This window comes from Blastomonas sp. UPD001 (assembly GCF_003426715.1).
In the GTDB taxonomy this organism is placed as follows: Bacteria; Pseudomonadota; Alphaproteobacteria; order Sphingomonadales; family Sphingomonadaceae; genus Blastomonas.
This window is the reverse complement of the sequence record NZ_QKVT01000001.1, coordinates 2,145,379-2,164,078: the sequence shown is the minus strand read 5'-3', so window position 1 is coordinate 2,164,078 and position 18,700 is coordinate 2,145,379. Positions and strand designations below refer to the sequence as shown.

The following is an 18,700-nucleotide window of genomic DNA, read 5'->3' as shown; positions in this document are numbered from 1 at the left end:
GGCGACGGGTTTCAGCAGATAATCGATCGCGGCAAGATCGAACGCCTCGACCGCGAACGCCTGATAGGCGGTGACGAAGATGATCGCGGGCGATTGTCCGGTCTTGCCCAGCGCGCGCGCGACGCCCATGCCGTCGAGCCGCGGCATGTTGATGTCGAGAAACACCAGCTCGGGCTTCAATTGTTCGGCGAGGCGCAGCGCGGATTCGCCGTCGCTCGCGGTGCCAACCAGGCTGATCCGCGGCAGCCGCGCGCACAGCAGCTGCAAGCGTTCGACCGCGAGCGGCTCGTCATCGACGATCATGGTTCGCAGCGGTGCGGCGTCGCTCTCAACAGTCATGGCGCACCGCCGGCAAGGTCAATTCCACCACAAAGCCTCCTTCAAACGGGACATGCCATTCGATCCGCCCGGCGCTGCCATAGCGAGCATCGAGCCGGTCGCGGACATTGGCGAGCCCGATGCCGCTGCCCTTGTCCGAATCGGTCGGGATGACATCGCCATCGTCGCTGACCGTCAGGTGCAGCACGCCATCGGCCTCGCGCGCGGCGATGCGGATGGTGACCGGGCGCGTGGCGCGGGCGACGCCGTACTTGATCGCGTTCTCGACCAGCGGTTGCAGGATCAGCCCGGGCACGCAGCAATCCATCAGCGCGTCGGGCACGTCGATCTCGATCCGCAGGCGATCGGGAAAGCGCACCTCCTCGATCGCGAGATAGAGCTGCTGCAGCTGCACCTCGTCCTCCAGCCGCACATCGTCGAGCGGATCACCGGTCAGGCTGGTGCGATAGAAGGTCGAGAGGTTCATGATCATCGATTCGGCCTCGTCGGGCCGGTTGCGCAGCACCAGTGTCGAGAGCGAATTCAACGTGTTGAACAGGAAGTGCGGGTTGACCTGATAGCGTAGCGAGCGCAGCTCGGCCTGCTGCGCCGCCTGCGCAAAGCGCGCGGCCTTGCGCTCGGCGGTGCGCACCTCGGCAGCATAGCTGAGCGCGAGATAGAGCATCGCCCAGGACATCAGGAAATAATAGCTGGAAATGGCGAATTCGAGCACGTTGGCCAGCGGATCGAGCGTCACGATCTTCTCGGTCAGCTCGTTGTCCTGGAACACGCTCATCGGGTCATAGACGTTGAACGCGAAATAGTTGAACGTCGAGATCGCGAGTGCCGCCGGGACGGCGCCGACCACCGCCGCGACGATCCGGGGGGTGAGCGGCTTGTCCTCGAACCAGCGCAGCCCGAAATACATCGCGACGTTGACCAGCACGCCGAACAACGTGACCGCGACGCGGCGCACCACGAGCTCTTCCTGCGCGGGAAAATCGAGCACCGCCGCGCGCAGCGTGACGATGATCATGTAGAACAGCCAGAATCCCAGGATCGAGAGCAGGGCCACCTGCTGGTCGACACGGGGACGGGCTTGGCGGGTTATGGGCAAGGTCATCGGCGGCATTCTTAACCTGCGATGACCGCCCTGTCTTCCCCGCACCCTTGTGCTGGTCGAAGCCCGCGCCGCCTTGGTCGAAAGCGCCGCCCCGAAAATGGCCCGACAGAACCAGCGCTTACTCGGCGAGCGCGATGCCCGGGCTGCGCGGATCGGCATAGCCGGTCCAGCCCTTGCCATTGAACTGCGCGGCATTGAGCTTCGATCCGAGCTCGTCGACCACGACGGGTTGACCATAGGCGGCGAGCGCCTCGTTCATGCCGCCCAAGGGCGTCTTGCCCTCGACGATCAGCGATCCGTTGCCGAAATAGATATTGGGCAAGGCCAGCGCCTCGCCTGCGGGAAGCTTGAAATCGATCACGCCGATCAATGCCTTGGTGACGTGCATGATGATGCGCTTGCCGCCTGCCGAGCCGACCGCGAGGACGGGACGGTCCTCAGCATCATAGACGATATGCGGCGACATCGAGGACAGCGGGCGCTTGCCCGGCTGCACCCGGTTGGCGACCTTCCTGCCGTTCTTCTCGGGCGCGAAGGTGAAGTCGGTGAGCTCGTTGTTGAGGAAATAGCCATTGGCGATCAGCTGGCTGCCGAACGGGCCCTCGACCGTCGAGGTCATGCTGACGATATTGCCCGCGCCATCGACCGCGACGAAATGCGTGGTGCCGGCCACCTCGCTCGACAGCGCGGCAGTGCGCGGCTCGGAGCCCGGCGGGTTGCCCGCTTCGTACCGGTTCAGCGCCTTGTCGGGATCGATCAGCGCCGCGCGCGACTTCACATAGGCCGGGTCGAGCAGGCCGTTGACCGGGACCGAGACGAAATCGGCATCGCCCAGATAGCTCTCGCGATCGGCATAGGCGAGCTGCATCGCCTCGCCGATCAGGTGCCAGGTCTTCGCATTGTCCGGCCCCAGCGCGCCGATATCGTGCGGCTCGAGCATGCCCAGGATCTGCTGCACCGTGGTCGCGCCCGACGAGGGCGGGCCCATGCCGCAAATCTTGTAGCCGCGGTAGCGCGAGCAGACCGGCGGGCGCTCCTTGGCCTTGTAGGCGGCAAGGTCGGCCAGGGTCATCGGCACCGGGTTGACGCTGGCCTTGCTCACCGCATCGGCAAGCGCCTGGCCGTGCTTGCCGGTATAGAAGGCATCGGGGCCACCCTTGGCCACCGCGCGCAGTAGCTCGGCGAGCGCGGGGTTGGTCACCCGGTCGCCGACCTTCTTGGGGCCGGTCGCGTTCCAGTAGATCGCGCGCGCATCGGGGAAGCGCGCCCAGATCGGCGCGAGCCGGGCGAGAGCCCGGGCCAGCGCGTCGTTGACGACAAAGCCTTCGTCCGCCAGCCGGATCGCCGGGCCGAACAGATCGGCCCAGGGCAGCTTGCCCCATTTCTGGTGGGCCAGCGCCATCAGCCGGATATTGCCCGGCACGCCGACGCTGCGCCCGCCCTGGAAGGCGTCGATAAAGGGAAGCGGCTTGCCATCGGCACCGAGCAGCAGCTGCTCGCTGGCCGAGGCCGGAGCCATTTCGCGCCCGTCGATGGTCGCAAGCGTGCCGGTCGCCGCATCATGGTGCAGCATCAGCCCGCCGCCGCCGATCCCCGAGCTCTGCGGCTCGACCACGGTCAGCGCGAGCATCATCGCCATCGCGGCATCGGCCGCAGACCCGCCCTTGCGCAGCATCTCCTGCCCCGCCGCGGTCGCACGCGGATCGGCCGAGGAGACCACGCCCTTGCCCAGCGGCGCGGTGGCCGAGGTCTCGGCCGGCGGCGCGCTCTGCGCGTGACAGGCGATCGAGAGCGAGGACAGGGCCAGCGCTGCGGCGGCCACGAACGTGCGGGGAATGAAGCTCATGCCCGCGTTATAGCGCCGGGTTCGGGGGCGGCAAGGCTTGGGTCAGCCCAGCCACCCGTGCTTTCGCAGGCGTCCCTGGCGTCCAGAGCTTTTCGTGGAAGAAGAACGCGACCGCGTTGATCATCGGCTCGATGATCGCGAGGCCGCTCGCGATCTCGATCGATCCGGTGAACGCATAGGCGACCGAAAAGCCCACGGTGAGGTGCACCGCGAGATAGCTCAGGGTCTTGGCAAGATCGCGGCGCATGGCTTGGCTCCTGTCGAGCGGACAAGCTTATTGATAACTATTCGCAATTGATATCGCCAATGAGAGTTTTGCGCGGCGTTGATCGAGAAGGTCGATCAATTCGGCCAGATCGGATAAGTTTCACGCGAAGACGCGAGGACGCGAAGGATTTTCGTCTTCCGGCGAAAGCCGGAATCCAGAAAGCAAGTTGTGATCCGTCGACTCATGGGTGCCGGCTTTTGCCGGAGACCTGACGGGGAAGACCCTTCGCGGCTTCGCGGCTTCGCATGAACCAACAAAAACGCTCAGCCGGTCCCGACCGCCTCGGCCAGCGTCGCAAAGCCATCGCGCTGGAGCAGCGTCTTCAGCCCGCGATTGATCCGCGCCGATAGCCCGCCCGCCTCGCCCGCATGCCGCGAGCGCAAGGCGGGGCGCGAGATCGTGGTGTTCGACACGATCAGCGCATCGAGCGCCTTGTCGATCGCGATGCGGGTGATGTCGTCGATATCCGCTGCTTCCAGATCGGGCGCGAGCTTGAGAAACACCGGGCAGGTGTTCGTCCCGCGCGCCTCGATCACCGCATCGAGCAGCGCGGCAAGCGCACCCGCGTCCTGCAGCGCGCGCAGCCCCGGCGTGTTGGGCGACGAAATGTTGACCGTGAGATAGCGCGCGAGCGGCGCCATGGTCCGCGTCATCACCGCATAATCGGCGATCCGATCGGCCGAATCCTTGTTCGCGCCGATATTGACGCCGATGATCCCCTTACGCCCCTGCCCGGCCTTGAGTCGTGCGACCACGGCGTCCGCGCCGTCATTGTTGAACCCCATGCGGTTGATCACCGCCCTGTCCTCGGCGAGGCGGAACAGCCTGGGCCGCGGATTGCCCGCCTGGGGCAGCGGGGTCACCGTGCCGATCTCGACAAAACCGAAGCCGAAGCCGAACATCGCGTGCGGCGCTTCGGCATTCTTGTCGAAGCCGGGCGCGAGCCCCACCGGCGTCGGGAAATCGATCCCGGCGACGCGCATCGCCAGCACCGGGTCGGACCGGGGCGGCGAAGAGGCGGGCATCAGGCGCAGTCCGGCAATGGTCAGCCGATGGGCATCCTCGCCATCGAGCAGGAAAAGGGCGGGCCGGGCGAGCGAAAACAGCATGCCGCCCTATGGCTTTGCGACGGGTCGATGGTCAAGCGGCGGCGAGACGGTTTACGTTTGCGGCAAGGGTCGATAGCCTTGCCATTAACTATCCACGAATTAACGGAAAACCGCTCCATGACCCTGCGCCCGATCACCCTTGCCCTTTTTCTTGCGGCCAGTCCGCTTGGCCTGAGCCCTGCCGCCCTTGCCCAGAGCGCCGCCGCCACGGCCGAAGCGCACAATGCCGAACTCAAGGCGTTCTTCGATCAGGTCGATGCGGAGAATCTGGCGAACTCGCCGCAGGGCAAGGCCTATCGCGGCATTCGCGACGGCGATTACGGCAAGTGGAACGACCCGTCCGACGCCGCCGAAACCGCCGCGTTCGAGCGCGGCCAGAAGGCGCTCACGACGATGAAGACGCGGTTCGACCCGTCGAAGCTCTCGCCCGGCGACCGGCTGAGCTATCGGCTATTCGAATATCAGGCCGAGCGCGCGGCGCGCGCGTATCCCTATCGCAACAACGAGTATATCTTCGACCAGATGAACGGCGCGCAGAGCCAGATGCCCGCGTTTCTCATCAACATCCACAGCGTCAAGAGCAAGACGGACGCCGAGGCCTATGTCGCGCGGCTGCAGGGCATGGGCCCGCAGATGGACGCGCTGATCGCCGAGGCGAGATCGCGCGCGGATGCGGGCGTGATGCCGCCGAAATGGGTCTATCCTTTCGTCCTCGACGATGCGCGCAACGTCATCAAGGGCGCGCCGTTCGATGACGGCGCCCCCTCCACCCTGCTCGCCGACCTCACCAAGAAGGTCGAGGCGCTCGCCATCGCCGCGCCCGAAAAGGCCGCGCTGATCGAGGCCGGACGACAGGCGCTCACCACCAGCGTCCAGCCTGCCTATCGGCGGCTGATCGCCGAAATGGAGCGGCAGCAGGCGATCGCGCCGACCGACGACGGCATCTGGCGGCTGAAGGATGGCGCCGCCTATTACGCCCAGCTGCTCGCCAATTACACCACGACCGACCTTAGCGCCGACCAGATCCACCAGATCGGGCTCGACAATGTCGCGCGGATCCATGGGGAGATGCGCAAGATCATGAAGAAGGTCGGCTTCAAGGGCAGCCTGCAGGAGTTCTTCGCCTTTGTCCGCACTGACGACCGCTTCTATTTCAAGACGCGCGAGGACTATCTCGCCACGGTCGATACCAAGCTGAAGGCGATGCAGGCGAAACTGCCCGACTATTTCGCGACGCTGCCCAAGGCCCCGCTCACGGTGAAGGCGGTCGAGGCCTTCCGTGAGAAATCGGCGGGCAAGGCCTTCTACCAGAGCCCCGCGCCCGATGGATCGCGCCCGGGCACCTATTATGTGAACCTCTACAATCTCAAGGACATGGCGTCGACCGAGCTCGAGGCGCTGGCCTATCACGAGGGGCTGCCCGGGCATCACCTGCAGCGCGCCGTGCAGACCGAGCTGGGCGATCTGCCTCCTTTCCGACGCTTCGGCGGGGTGACCGCCTATACCGAAGGCTGGGGGCTGTATTCGGAAGAGCTCGGCAAGGACATGGGCTTTTACGAAGACCCCTATTCGGACTTCGGGCGGCTGGGCATGGAATTGTGGCGCGCCTGCCGTCTGGTGGTCGATACCGGCATCCACCACAAGCGCTGGAGCCGCGAGCAGGCGATCCAGTATCTCACCGACAACACCCCGAACCCTCCGGGCGACATCTCCAAGGCGATCGAGCGCTATGTCGTCTATCCCGGCCAGGCGACCGCGTACATGATCGGCAAGCTCAAGATCATGGAATTGCGCGACAAGGCGCAAAAGCAGCTGGGCGCGAAATTCAGCTATGCCCGGTTCCACGATGCGGTGCTGAGGAGCGGGCCGGTGCCGCTGACGGTGCTGGAAGAGCAGGTCGATGCCTGGATCAAGGCGGGCGGCTGAAAAACCCCGGCATCGCGGCGTTTCCGGACAGGTGTACGAATTTACACGTTTTTTCAGGATGTCGAATCTGTCCAATCGCGCTGACGCGCCTTCGACTATACCCCGCCTTGCGACCCGAAGGGCTGAAGGCGGCGACGCCGAGAGTTCTTTTCCTAAAGGCGATCCCGTTTTTTGCGGGGTCGCCTTTTTTTTTGGTCCGGAATGGAGCTATACCCCGGCACGGGTCGACAGAAGATAAAACCGGCGAGAGGGGACGGCGCAAACGCCGCGCCTGTCGAACGGGTCAATGGGGTCGCCAATGCCACATCTCCAATATGCGCTTCCCAGCGAATCGCTGCGCGAGTTCGTTTCGGTCTATTACCGGTTCGATTGTCCCGAGCCGCTCGTGGTGGACGGTGAGCGCGCGGCCATCGCGCAGCTGCGGCTGGCCACGTGTGGCCGAGTGACCCTGCACATGCCCGACGGCAGCTCGACCGTCTGCACCGGCGCAGTGCTCGTCGGCCCCACCACGGCGGCCGTGCGATTCGAGATCGAGGGGCCGTTCCACATGTTCGGCATGGGCATCACCGCTGCCGGATGGGGTGCGCTGACCCAGGCGAGCGCCGCCGATTTCGTCGACAAGGTCGTGCCCGCTGAGACGGTGTTTCCGCGAATCCACGAGCGCATGGCCCTGCTGCGCACGCTCGATTCGCTGCCGCAGATGTGCGCCGCCGCCGACGAGATCGTCCAGGGCTTTGTCGACAACGCCTCGCCCGAGATGGTCGCCTTCACCCGCATGGTCGATGCCTGGCTCGCCTCCAGCGTGTCGCCGATGGTGACCGATCTGCACGCGCAGAGCAACCTGTCCGAACGCCAGCTCACCCGCCGGGTGAAGCAGCTCTACGGCATGCCGCCCAAATATCTGTCGCGCAAATATCGCGCGCTGCGCGCGGCGCGCTCGCTGATCGATGCCGAGCCCGACGAGGCCGATTATCTGCGCGACGCGTTCTACGACCAGTCGCACATGATCCGCGAGCTCAAGCTGTTCGCGGGCACCACGCCCACCCGGCTGCGCACCGGCGAGGGCGAGCTGGCGCGGATGATCGACCAGCGCAGCCAGCTCAAGGGCGCGATCAACCCGCTGGTGGCCGAGACCTGAACCTTGCCCCCGGCGCTCAGCCGAGCAGCACCAGCTCGAGCAGGTTGAAGCCGTCCTCGCGGCGGTAATCGGCGATTTCGGCCCAGGCGCGGATCATCGCAAGGCCCGCGCCGCCGCCACGGTCCATATTGGGCATGTCGATCTCGTCGACAGCACGCGGATCGAACGGGCGCCCATTGTCGGCGAGCAGGATGCACACCCCTGCGGGGTCGCGCTCGATCGCGAGCCAGCCGGACAGATCGCCCTCCACCACGCCATGCTCGTAAACATTGGTCACGGCCTCCTCGACCAGCACGGCAAGCTTTGCGCTCTCGACCGGGCCCAGGCTATGTTCGGCGGCAAAGTCCTGTGCGAGGATGACGGCGCGATGTACCGATTCGGGACCATTGGCATCCAGATCGCAGCGAAACGGTTTGAAATTGCGCGCAGTCATGCGGCAGGTTATGCCATGCATGCGGGCAAGAGGGGATGCATAATATGAAATGCGCACTGCTTGTTACATTTTCGCTGCTGGCCATGACCGCGCAACCGGCCTGGGCCGATATCGGCCGCGTCAAGAAAAGCGCCGGGACCGCCTCGATCGAGCGCAAGGGCGCGCGGATCAACGCCGCGGTGGGCACCTCGCTGCTGCCCGGCGACGTGCTGGTGACCGGCAAGGGCGGGCAGATCGCGGTGTCCTTTGCCGACAACACCCGCTTTTCGGTCGGTCCCAACAGCCGCATCGCGGTCGACAAGTTCGATTTCGATCGCACCACCCGGTCGGGCGCGTTCGAAACCCGGGTCGAGCGCGGATCGCTGGGCGTCGTTTCGGGCCAGATCGCTAAGTCGCGCCGCGACGCGATGAAGGTGCGCACCCCGACCTCGCTGCTCGGCGTGCGCGGCACCCGCTTCATCATCAACGTGCCCGAATGATGCGCCGGGGGGGCCCGATCATCGCGCTGCTGCCGCTCGCGCTTGCGGGCTGCGCTGGCCCATCGCTGCTGCTGCTCGATAACGAGGACGGTTCGAGCGAGGGCGCGCTCGCGGTGATCGACGAGAACTGCGGCAATCCCGAGGGGTCGACCATCGCCGGATCGTTCACCCGCACCAAGCTGGCCGGCTGCGCGCCGCGCCCCAGGGGTGTCGGCGAGAATGGCCTCAAGCCCGACGAGCGCAGCCTGATCAACGACCTGCCGCCGCCGCCGGCGCGCTTCATCATGTATTTCGTGCCCGACACCACCGACCTCGCGCCGGGGTCCGAAGGCATGATCGACGCGCTCGACCGGCATTTCAAGGCGCGGCCCGGCGCGGAGATCGAGATCATCGGCTATACCGATACCGTCGGAAAGGCCGAGTACAATCTCACCCTGTCGCAGAAGCGCGCCGACGAGATCAAGGGGCGGCTGGTGCAGCTGGGCTTTCCGCCCGATGTCATCACCACGACGGGCCGCGGCGAGACCGAACTGCGCTTCCCCACCCCCGACGAGACCGAGAATGGCGGCAACCGCCGGGTGGAAATCATCGTCCGCTGATCATCGGCGCTTGCCTGAACGGGCGTGACCGCTACCACCACCGGCTAACGCTCGTTTCCCAGAGGCCCGATGCTCACCGATATCCAGATTTCGCGCGCCGCCAGCCTGCAGCGCATCTCCGCCATTGCCGCAAAGCTCGGGCTCGCCGAAACGGCGATCGAGCCTTATGGCCATTACAAGGCCAAGATCGATCTCAGGGCGGCGGGGCTCGATGGGGCGGAACCCAAGGGCCGGCTGATTCTGGTCACCGCGATCAATCCCACGCCCGCAGGCGAGGGCAAGACCACGACCTCGGTGGGCCTGGCCGATGCATTGAACCGGATCGGCCACAAGGCGGTGCTCGCGCTGCGCGAACCCTCGCTCGGCCCCTGTTTCGGCACCAAGGGCGGCGCGACCGGCGGCGGCTATGCGCAGGTCGGGCCGATGGAAGACATTAACCTGCACTTCACGGGCGATTTCCACGCGATCACCTCGGCGCACAATCTGCTCGCGGCGATGATCGACAATCATATCCACTGGGGCAATGCGCTCGACATCGACGTGCGCCGCGTCGTCTGGCGGCGGGTGCTCGACATCAACGATCGCGCGCTGCGCGCCATCGTCCAGTCGGTCGGCGGGGTCGGCAACGGCTTCCCGCGCGAAAGCGGCTTCGACATCACCGTCGCCTCGGAAGTGATGGCGATCCTGTGCCTCGCGCGCGATCTCGACGATCTGGAAGAGCGGCTCGGCCGCATCGTCATCGGCTATACCCGGCAGCGACAGCCGGTCACCGCGAGCGACCTCAAGGCCGCCGGCGCTATGGCGGTGCTGCTCGCCCAGGCGATCAAGCCCAATCTGGTGCAGACGCTCGAGGGCAGCCCGGCGCTGCTGCATGGCGGGCCGTTCGCCAATATCGCGCATGGCTGCAATTCGGTGATCGCCACGCGCGCCGCGCTGGCGCTGGGCGATTTCGTGGTGACCGAGGCGGGCTTCGGCGCGGACCTGGGCGCAGAGAAATTCTTCGACATCAAGTGCCGCCAGGCGGGGCTCGACCCGGCCGCCGCGGTGATCGTGGCGACGGTGCGCGCGCTCAAGATGAACGGTGGCGTCGCCAAGGCCGAGCTTGGCAGGGAGGATGTCGAGGCGGTGCGGCGCGGCAGCGTCAACCTCATCCGCCATATCGAGAATGTGCGCCAGTTCGGCGTGCCCGTGGTCGTTGCGATCAACCATTTCCACAGCGACAGCGAGGCGGAGATCGCGGTGCTGCGCGAGATCGCCGAGGCGCAGGGCTGCGAAGCGCATCTGTGCCGCCACTGGGCCCAAGGCGGCGCGGGCGCGGAAAGCCTGGCGCAGGCGGTTGCGCGGATCGCGGCGAGCGGCGAGGCGCGGTTCCGGCCGCTCTATGACGATGCGCTGCCGCTGATCGCCAAGAGCCGCCAGGCGCGGCGCACGATCTGCGCCAGGTCGGCATCGGCATGCGGCGTCAGCGCGCAATAGGCGCGCGCCACCCAGCGCGGATCGCTCGCCGTTCCGCCGAGCTGCGCCAGTCCCGCCAGCGCCGCATTGCGCCCCGGGTTGATCAACACGACGCGCGCCGTCTTCGGCCCGATACGGATTTCGGGGAAGGTGTCCTCGAGCGTCGGCGGATCGGGCCTATCGGGCTGCACGATCGACCAGGCCTGACGGATGAGCAAGCGCATCAGCCAGGCCGGAACCGGCAGATGGCCGATCCTTGCGCGGACAACCGGCAGCGAACGACCGGTGCCGATGCTGTGCGCGCGCGCCTCGATGTTCAGCCAGGCACCGAGCGGCAGGCTGCGGCTCAGGCGCAACGCCAGTTCGGGCGGCACAGCGCTTCGCCCCTTGGGCGCCACCAGCCGCGCCTCGGCCCGGATCGGCGCGATCACCTGGCTGGCCAGCGCGGAAAAGCCGTCCAGCTCGCGCGGGCCCAGCAGGATGACCTCGCGCGCGCCGGCCACCGAATCGTGCCCGGCGACCTGCCGGACGATGCCGCGGGCCAGATCGATGCTGCCCGCGTCGGGCGGGGCCGGTTCGCCGACCAGCGGCGCCCCATCGATCGCCAGAAAGGCTGTCACCAGAAACGCCAGCGCCACCAGGCGCAGCAGCAAGGTCCAGCGGAAACGCTTGCGCGATGGCTGTGCTGCGGGCTCGCCTGGGGTCATCGCGCGGCCTTGCGGTCCGGGCCGGACGTTGCGCAAGCAAAAAGCGCCGAAATCGCGAGGATTTCGGCGCTTATTGCGTTGAACCGATCAAGGTGCCGGATCAGGCGGCGGGCAGAGCTGCCTGTGCCTGCTTGACCAGACCCTTGAACACTTCGCCTTCGTTCATCGCGAGATCGGCCAGGACCTTGCGGTCGAGTTCGATTCCGGCGAGCTTCAGGCCGTGCATGAAGCGGCCATAGGTCAGGCCTTCCATGCGGGTCGCGGCGTTGATGCGCTGGATCCACAGAGCGCGGAAGTTGCGCTTCTTGGCCTTGCGGTCGCGATAGGCATACTGACCTGCCTTTTCGACGGCCTGACGGGCGATGCGGATGGTGTTCTTGCGACGGCCGTAATAGCCCTTCGCCTGTGCGAGAATGCGCTTGTGCTTGGCGCGGGTGGTAACACCCCGTTTGATGCGTGCCATGAGTTATATCCTTGTGAAGATCGAGAGAAGGGGTCCGGCGGGATCAACCCAGGCCGTAGGGAGCCCATTTCTTGATGGTCTTGGCATCGGCGTCCGAAATGACGCTGGTGCCGCGATTCTGGCGGATATACTTGGCATTGTGGCTGATCAGCCGGTGGCGCTTGCCAGCGACGCCGTGCTTCACCTTGCCGGTGGCGGTGAGCTTGAAGCGCTTCTTGACGCCGCTCTTGGTCTTCAGCTTGGGCATTTTGGTCTCCTTTTTGGAAATCCGTACACAAGCGAACATGGCAGCCCATAACCAGCCAGCCCGCTTATTCGGAAGCGTGCGCGCCTAGCGGGATTCTGCGCCAATTGCAAGGCACAGAATCCCGCGCGGCGGCTGCGATCCGATCAGAGCCGGTGCATCGCGCAGATCTTGTTGCCGGCAGGGTCGCGCAGATAGGCGAGGTACAGCTTCATGCCCGCGCCTTCGCGCACGCCCGGCGGATCCTCGATCGCGGTGCCGCCATGCGCCAGGCCAGCCGCGTGCCACGCATCGCAGGCCTCGGTCGAGCTGGCCGCAAAGCCGATGGTGCTGCCATTGCCGCAACTGGCGGGCTGGCCGTCGATCGGCTTGGTCAGCAGGAACAGCCCGCCATTGTTCATGTAGATGACGCGGCCCTTGGGGTCGACCATTCCGGGCTTGCCGCCCAGCGCGGCCATCGTGGCATCGTAGAACGCCTTGGACGCGTCGATATCGTCCGCGCCCAGCATGACGTGTGAAAACATGTGTCTCTCCTTTTTCCCGACCGGCCAGCCTTTAACCGGGTGGTTAAATCACCATGGACAAGCCGTCTGGCCCCCGTCAATATCCGGTTGCGCAAAGACAGCCATTGGCCGCCACAGGTCAAGACAAAATGGGGCTGGGCGCATGGAGAGAGGGACAAGGGCGATGAGGCTGAAAGCGGCTTTTGGGGCGGCGCTGGCGCTGCTGGTGGCATCCTGTTCGGGCGGGGGCGCGGACACCCAGGCGACCGACACCACCGGGATCGATGGCGCACGGATCATCAAGGCCGATGGCAGCGAATGGCTGAGCTATGGCCGCACCTATGACGAGCAGCGCTTCAGCCCGCTCGACCAGATCAATACCGGCAATGTCGGCGAGCTGGGCCTCGCCTGGTATGCCGATCTCGACACCGCGCGCGGCCAGGAGGCCACACCGCTGGTGATCGACGGCAAGATCTACGTCACCACAGCCTGGTCCAAGGTCAAGGCGTTCGACGCCACCACCGGCAAGCCGCTCTGGGACTATGACCCCAAGGTGCCGGGCGAAACCGGGGTCAAGGCCTGCTGCGACGTGGTGAACCGCGGTCTCGCGGCCTGGGGCAACATGCTGTTCCTCGGCACGCTCGATGGCCGCCTGATCGCGCTCGATCGCGGCACTGGCCGCGAGATCTGGAGCAAGGTCACGGTCGATCAGGCCAAGGCATACACCATCACGGGCGCACCGCGCGTGATCGATGGCATGGTGATCATCGGCAATGGCGGCGCGGAATTCGGCGTGCGCGGATTCGTCGCCGCCTATGATGCCGCGACCGGCAAGCAGCTGTGGAAATTCTACACCGTGCCCGACCGGCCCGGCGCGAACGAGGCGGAGTATCTCAAGGCCGCCGAGACCAGCTGGAAAGGCGAATACTGGAATATCGGCGGCGGCGGCACCGTGTGGGACGCGATGGCGTATGATCCCGAGCTCGGCCTGCTATACGTGGGCGTCGGCAACGGATCGCCCTGGAACCAGGCCTATCGTTCGCCCGGCGGCGGCGACAATCTGTACCTGTCCTCGATCGTCGCGATCCGGGTGAAGACCGGCGAATATGCCTGGCATTACCAGACCACGCCGGGCGAGACCTGGGACTATACCGCAACCCAGCACATCATGCTCGCCGACCTGGAAATCGGCGGCAAGACGCGCAAGGTGCTGATGCAGGCGCCGAAGAACGGCTTTTTCTACGTGATCGACCGCGCGACGGGCGAGTTCATCTCGGCCAACAATTTCGTGCCGGTCAACTGGGCCACCGGCATCGATCAGCAGACCGGTCGCCCGATCGAGAACCCGGCGGCGCGCGTCGACAAGACCGGCAAGCCCTTCATCGTCTCGCCCGGCCCGCTGGGCGCGCACAACTGGCACCCGATGGCCTATGACGCGAAGCAGAAGCTCGTCTTCATCCCGGCGCAGATCACCGCCTACCCCTATATCCCGGCCGCCGGCTGGAAGCCGTCCAAGATCGGCTTCAATGTCGGCATGGACACCGCGAACAACGCGATGCCCGCCGACAATGCGGTGCGCGAGGCCGCGAAAAAGGCGACCAAGGGCGTGCTGATCGCCTGGGACCCGGTGGCGCAGAAGGAGCGCTGGCGCGTGACGCTGGGCGGTCCGTGGAACGGTGGCGTGCTCGCCACCGCCGGCGGCCTCGTCTTCCAGGGCAATGCCATGGGCAATTTCGTCGCCTATGATTCGGCGAGCGGCAAGAACCTGTGGAGCTTCGAGGCGCAGACCGGCGTGGTCGCGGCACCGATGACCTACAGCATCGACGGCGAGCAATATGTCGCGGTGCTCGCCGGATGGGGCGGCGCCTGGCCTATCACCGCCGGCGTGCTCAGCGACATGTCGGGCCCCGTGCGCAACATCTCGCGGCTGCTGGTGTTCAAGCTTGGCGGCAAGGCCAAGCTGCCCGCAATGCCTGCGGCCGATGCGCTGCCGCTCGATCCGCCGGGCCTCACCGCAGCGGCCGATGTCGTCCAGGGCGGGGCGCAGCTCTATGGCCGCTACTGCACCGTCTGCCATGGCGATGCGGCGGTCCAGGCCTCGGCCCGGGGCGGCATCATCCCCGATCTGCGCTACTCGGGCACGCTCGCCAGCGCCGAGAACTGGCAGATGATCGTCCATGGCGGCGCGCTCAAGGACAATGGCATGGTGAGCTTCGCGCCGGTCATGTCCAAGCCGGAGATCGACAGCATCCGCCAGTATGTCATCGCCCGCGCCAATGAGGACAAGGCGCTGATGACGAAGAAGGTCGCGATGAAATAGCATGCGTCCGGGGGGCAGCGCCCCACGGGGCGTCAGGCGCGCAACGCGATCCGCTCGCCCGAAGGCGCGGGCATCGAGGCGGGGCGTCCGAACAGATAGCCCTGTGCCTCGTCGCAGCCCTCGTCGACGAGCAGCTTGAGCTGCTCGAGCGTCTCGACGCCTTCGGCCAGCACCGGGATGCCCAGCGACCGCCCGAGCGCGAGCACCGCGCGGATGATCGCCTGGGCCTGATGACTCTCGCCCGATTGCAGCAGGAACGACTTGTCGATCTTGATCTTGTCGAACGGGAAGGAATGCAGCGTGTCGAGCGACGAATAGCCGGTGCCGAAATCGTCCATCGCGACCGACACGCCGAGCGCCTTGATCCGCCTGAGGCTGTGCAGCGCGCGCGCCTTGTCGGTGATCAGCGCAGTTTCGGTAATCTCCAGCTCGAGCCGGCGCGGCGCCAGTCCGGATTCGAGCAGGATCGTCGCCACCGTCTCGGGCAGATCGGGCTGCAGCAATTGCACCGGTGACAGGTTCACCGCGATCTTGTCCTGGCTGGTCCAGCTCGCCGCTTCCCGGCAGGCCGAGCGCAGCACCCATTCGCCGATCCGGATGATCTCGCCGGTCTGCTCGGCAATCGGAACGAACTCCATTGGCGAGATATGCCCCAGCCGCGGGTGCTTCCAGCGCAGCAGCGCCTCGTATCCGCTGATCCGGTGCGTGCGCAGCGACCGTTGCGGCTGGTAGAGCAGCGTGAACTCGTCGCGCGCCAGCGCATGGCGCAGCTCGTTGGCGATCTGGCGACGATGCCGCGCGTCCTCGTCCATGCCCGCCCGATAATAGCAGATCGTCTCGCCGGGACTGGCCTTGGCACGGTACATGGCGAGATCGGCATTGTTGAGCAGCGCCTCGCGCCCCTGCGCATCGCCCGGATAGGTGGCAATGCCGAAGCTCGCGCCGACGCACGCCCCCTCGCCGTCGGCGACCGCCAGCGATTCGGCGATCCGGGTGACGAACGCCTCGAGCTCGGCCGGATCGGAATAGTGCTTGGCCACCGCGAACTCGTCGCCGCCGACGCGCGCGGCAATCTCGCCCTGTTCGAGCACCTGGCCCAGGCTGGCGCCGATCTGCTGCAGCACCCGGTCGCCCGCCGCATGGCCCTGTGTATCGTTGATCTCCTTGAACCGGTCGAGATCGATCGCGATCACCGCGACCTGGCGTTGCTGCGCGGCAGCCTGCACGATCTCGCCATCGAGCCATCGGTTGAGGCTGGTGCGATTGGGCAGGCCGGTCAGCCCGTCGTGCAGCGCCATGTGCACGATCCGCTCTTCGGACCGTCGCCGCGCGGTGATATCCTCGATCGTGGTCACCCAGCCGCCATCGGCCATACGGCGGCTCGACATCGCGACGATCAGCTCCTCGTCGAGTTCGAGCACGAGGGGCGGCGATGTCGGATCGCGCAGCGATTCTTCCAGCCGCATCCAGATTCGCGACAGCTGCGATTCGGCGCTCGCTGAACCGATGCGCGCGGCGAGCGCGGTGCGCAGCACGTCGATCGCCCCGGTACCTGCCGGGCACTGGCTTTCGGAAAGGCCCCACATCTCGGCAAAACGGCGATTGGCGAGCACCAGCCGACCCCTGGCGTCGAACAGGCACAGCCCCTGGTGCATGTGATCGAGTGCGGCATCGCGGTGGCGGCGCGCCTCGGCAATGCGGTCCTGGTCTTGCTTGAGCCGCGTAATATCGCGGGTGATCTTGGCAAAGCCGATGACCCTGCCCTGTTCGTCGCAGAAACGCTCGATCGTCACCTGCGCCCAGAAGCATGTGCCATCCTGGCGCACGCGCCAGCCCTCGCCGCTGAACTTGCCCGTTTCGCGTGCGGCAGCGAGCGCCCGGTCGGGAAGCCCGGCCGCGCAGTCTTCCGCCCGGTAGAAGCTCGACAAGGGCTTGCCGACAATGTCCTCCGGCCGATAGCCCTTGAGCCGCTGCGCCCCGGCATTCCAGTTGGCCACGCGGCCTTCGCCATCGAGCATGTAGATCGCGCAGTCCGATATGCCCTTGACCAGCGCGCCGAACTGCATCTCGCTCGCCCGGATCGCCGCACGCGTGCGCCGCGCGACGAACAGGCCGCTCAGGCACAGCACCAGCAGACAGGCCGAGGCGAGCGTGATGAGGATCGACATGGTCGTCGGCGAGAGCAGCGCGCGCGATCCCTCGATGCGCGAGGGCACCAGATCGATCGCGGTCATGCCCGAGAAATGCAGCCCCACGATCGCGCCGGTCATGATCAGCGCCGCCGACAGCGCGGAGGCGAGGCTGGTGCGCGCGCTGGCGAGCGTCAGGGCGGGAAAGAGCGGCACGATAGCGAGCGCAATCGACAGCAGCAGATAGCCGATGTTCCAGCGGATCAATGCGGGCATCTCGAGCGCGGCCATGCCGACATAGTGCATCGCGGCAAAGCCCGATCCGGCGAGCACGCTGGCCAGCACGAGCGCGCGCGGGGCGCGCCCGCGCGTGGCGATGAGCAGCGCCGCGATCGTCGTCGCCAGCACGACGAGCAGCGATCCTGCGGTGCGCGCGATCTCGTACCCGACGATGATTCCCGGGTCATAGCCCAGCATCGCGACGAAGTGCGTCGCCCAGATGCCGAAGCCCGTGGCAAAGCCGCCCGACACCGCCCAGCCGAACTGCCCCCGCGGCGACGCCGAGCGGGCTTGCCGGATCATCAGCACGGCGGTGATCGTGGACAGCAGACAGATGCCGGCGGCGAGCCCGACAAAACGGATGTCATGGTCGTCGCGAATGCAGAAAAGGATATCTATCAAGGCTTTGGCTCCGGGGAAAAGCCAACCCGCCTTAACAGGACTTGGGTTAATAAAGTGTCGCGCCAGGATCAGTTATGCAACCCGATGCCCGATCCGAAAGTGTCGCGACCTGTGGAACTGGTGGAGCCGAGGGGAATCGAACCCCTGACCTCGTCATTGCGAACGACGCGCTCTCCCAACTGAGCTACGGCCCCAACGTCCCGGCGGTTTTTCTCCGGTGGGCGGGGCTATAATCGCTTGGCGCCCGCCTATCCAGAGGAAAAATCGCGCCGTCAGCTGCCGCTGGTGGTGGGCAGGATCGTCGGAAGCTTGGGCGGCTGACCGGCGGGCACCGCGCCGGGGGCGATCGTGGGACCGCCGGCAGGCTGGACCGTCTGCGTGGCCTGGCCCATCTGTGCGGCCTGCGCGGCGCGCATTTCGGGGCTGCCATAGAGCGCGATCCATTTCTGCAGATCGCTCTGATAGCTTTCATAGGACGCATAGAAGCGGTCGAACACGCCCTCGAGCGTGGGCAGCGCACGGACCGAGAACGCGACCAGATCCTTCGACGGCAGTGCGACGGCTTCCTGACCCAGGATCAGCGCGGCGTTGCAGAAATCGCTCTTGACCGGAGGGAAGGCGAAGAAATTGTAGACCTGGGTGTTCTCGGTATCGCGGATGCGGGCATAGCCGGTGCCATAGCGCTTGCGATAGGTTTCCTCGACGGTCTTGTTGATCCGGTCGAGCTCGCGCTTGTGGGTCTTGAGGAACAGGTTGTAATCGTCGGCGATCCGGAAATGCTCGGGATTTTGGCAGTTGAGCGCGGCGACATTGAACGCCGCGCGGAAGTACCAGAGCTTTTCATTGTCGTCGATGTCGCGCATCGGCGTGTCGCGCAGCCCGTCGGCGCGCAGGCCCGGAATGGCCATGGCCGTCACCGCGTTGGACGGCGGCGTCGGCATGCGCGGCGGCGCCACGGG

General features: G+C 66.1%; 17 protein-coding genes, 1 tRNA gene and 1 pseudogene. 6 read left to right on the top strand and 13 right to left on the bottom strand.

Annotation, left to right across the window (positions count from 1 at the left end; genetic code table 11):
* From DM995_RS11015 to DM995_RS10995, 5 genes are all read right to left on the bottom strand, one after another.
* On the bottom strand, positions 1 to 339 hold a 339-nt coding region (locus DM995_RS11015), incomplete at its 3' end, for a LytR/AlgR family response regulator transcription factor (protein WP_157973287.1).
* The gene (locus DM995_RS11010) at positions 329 to 1,441 is read right to left on the bottom strand and encodes a sensor histidine kinase (RefSeq protein WP_116969443.1); all 1,113 of its coding nucleotides are present in this window, start codon (positions 1,439 to 1,441) and stop codon (positions 329 to 331) included. The genes DM995_RS11015 and DM995_RS11010, both read right to left, overlap by 11 nt.
* Positions 1,442 to 1,559: 118 nt before the next feature.
* Positions 1,560 to 3,287, bottom strand: a complete 1,728-nt coding sequence (gene ggt, locus DM995_RS11005; RefSeq protein ID WP_116969442.1) for a gamma-glutamyltransferase — start codon at positions 3,285 to 3,287, stop codon at positions 1,560 to 1,562.
* A gap of 7 nt (positions 3,288 to 3,294) precedes the next feature.
* On the bottom strand, positions 3,295 to 3,534 hold the full coding sequence (locus DM995_RS11000) for a DUF2061 domain-containing protein (protein WP_023838897.1): 240 nt from the start codon (positions 3,532 to 3,534) through the stop codon (positions 3,295 to 3,297).
* A gap of 284 nt (positions 3,535 to 3,818) precedes the next feature.
* Positions 3,819 to 4,664: a quinone-dependent dihydroorotate dehydrogenase gene (locus DM995_RS10995; RefSeq protein WP_116969441.1), complete on the bottom strand. Its 846-nt coding sequence runs from the start codon at positions 4,662 to 4,664 to the stop codon at positions 3,819 to 3,821.
* Between the two features lie 117 nt (positions 4,665 to 4,781).
* On the opposite strand from DM995_RS10995, the gene DM995_RS10990 reads away from it, so the two are divergent.
* Both DM995_RS10990 and DM995_RS10985 read left to right on the top strand, forming a co-directional pair.
* Positions 4,782 to 6,590 (top strand): DUF885 domain-containing protein, encoded by a 1,809-nt coding sequence (locus tag DM995_RS10990; RefSeq protein WP_116969440.1) that lies wholly within the window; start codon positions 4,782 to 4,784, stop codon positions 6,588 to 6,590.
* Between the two features lie 298 nt (positions 6,591 to 6,888).
* Positions 6,889 to 7,728: a helix-turn-helix domain-containing protein gene (locus DM995_RS10985; protein ID WP_157973168.1), complete on the top strand. Its 840-nt coding sequence runs from the start codon at positions 6,889 to 6,891 to the stop codon at positions 7,726 to 7,728.
* Positions 7,729 to 7,744: 16 nt separating this feature from the next.
* On the opposite strand, the gene DM995_RS10980 is transcribed toward DM995_RS10985, so the two are convergent.
* Positions 7,745 to 8,161 carry an ATP-binding protein gene (locus DM995_RS10980; protein WP_157973167.1) on the bottom strand — a complete coding sequence of 139 codons (417 nt, stop codon included), beginning with the start codon at positions 8,159 to 8,161 and terminating at the stop codon, positions 7,745 to 7,747.
* Between the two features lie 83 nt (positions 8,162 to 8,244).
* Here DM995_RS10980 and DM995_RS10975 point away from each other — a divergent pair, with 83 nt between their 5' ends.
* The 3 genes and pseudogenes from DM995_RS10975 to DM995_RS10965 all read left to right on the top strand — a co-directional run.
* Positions 8,245 to 8,640, top strand: a complete 396-nt coding sequence (locus DM995_RS10975) for a FecR family protein (protein ID WP_198669439.1) — start codon at positions 8,245 to 8,247, stop codon at positions 8,638 to 8,640.
* Positions 8,637 to 9,239, top strand: coding sequence for an OmpA family protein (locus DM995_RS10970; RefSeq protein ID WP_023838903.1), 603 nt, complete (start codon positions 8,637 to 8,639; stop codon positions 9,237 to 9,239). The genes DM995_RS10975 and DM995_RS10970 overlap by 4 nt, the downstream gene beginning before the upstream one ends.
* Positions 9,240 to 9,308: 69 nt before the next feature.
* A pseudogene (locus DM995_RS10965) lies at positions 9,309 to 10,649 on the top strand (formate--tetrahydrofolate ligase); the annotation flags it as partial.
* Here the strand turns inward: DM995_RS10965 and DM995_RS10960 are convergent.
* The 4 genes from DM995_RS10960 to DM995_RS10945 form a co-directional block, all read right to left on the bottom strand.
* On the bottom strand, positions 10,619 to 11,401 hold the full coding sequence (locus DM995_RS10960; protein ID WP_116969437.1) for a hypothetical protein: 783 nt from the start codon (positions 11,399 to 11,401) through the stop codon (positions 10,619 to 10,621). The pseudogene DM995_RS10965 and the gene DM995_RS10960 overlap by 31 nt on opposite strands.
* A 100-nt stretch (positions 11,402 to 11,501) precedes the next feature.
* Positions 11,502 to 11,864 carry a 50S ribosomal protein L20 gene (gene rplT / locus DM995_RS10955; protein WP_023837523.1) on the bottom strand — a complete coding sequence of 121 codons (363 nt, stop codon included), beginning with the start codon at positions 11,862 to 11,864 and terminating at the stop codon, positions 11,502 to 11,504.
* Between the two features lie 43 nt (positions 11,865 to 11,907).
* Positions 11,908 to 12,111 (bottom strand): 50S ribosomal protein L35, encoded by a 204-nt coding sequence (gene rpmI, locus DM995_RS10950; protein ID WP_023837522.1) that lies wholly within the window; start codon positions 12,109 to 12,111, stop codon positions 11,908 to 11,910.
* Between the two features lie 143 nt (positions 12,112 to 12,254).
* Positions 12,255 to 12,632 carry a VOC family protein gene (locus tag DM995_RS10945; protein ID WP_060979251.1) on the bottom strand — a complete coding sequence of 126 codons (378 nt, stop codon included), beginning with the start codon at positions 12,630 to 12,632 and terminating at the stop codon, positions 12,255 to 12,257.
* Positions 12,633 to 12,795: 163 nt separating this feature from the next.
* On the opposite strand from DM995_RS10945, the gene DM995_RS10940 reads away from it, so the two are divergent.
* Positions 12,796 to 14,931, top strand: a complete 2,136-nt coding sequence (locus DM995_RS10940; protein WP_116969436.1) for a PQQ-dependent dehydrogenase, methanol/ethanol family — start codon at positions 12,796 to 12,798, stop codon at positions 14,929 to 14,931.
* Positions 14,932 to 14,963: 32 nt separating this feature from the next.
* Here the strand turns inward: DM995_RS10940 and DM995_RS10935 are convergent, their stop codons facing one another.
* From DM995_RS10935 to DM995_RS10925, 3 genes are all read right to left on the bottom strand, one after another.
* Positions 14,964 to 17,741 carry a bifunctional diguanylate cyclase/phosphodiesterase gene (locus tag DM995_RS10935; protein WP_116969435.1) on the bottom strand — a complete coding sequence of 926 codons (2,778 nt, stop codon included), beginning with the start codon at positions 17,739 to 17,741 and terminating at the stop codon, positions 14,964 to 14,966.
* A gap of 118 nt (positions 17,742 to 17,859) precedes the next feature.
* Positions 17,860 to 17,935: transfer RNA gene (locus DM995_RS10930), tRNA-Ala, on the bottom strand.
* A 78-nt stretch (positions 17,936 to 18,013) separates the two neighbouring features.
* The coding region (locus DM995_RS10925; RefSeq protein WP_116969434.1) for a hypothetical protein at positions 18,014 to 18,700 on the bottom strand (687 nt) is incomplete at its 5' end.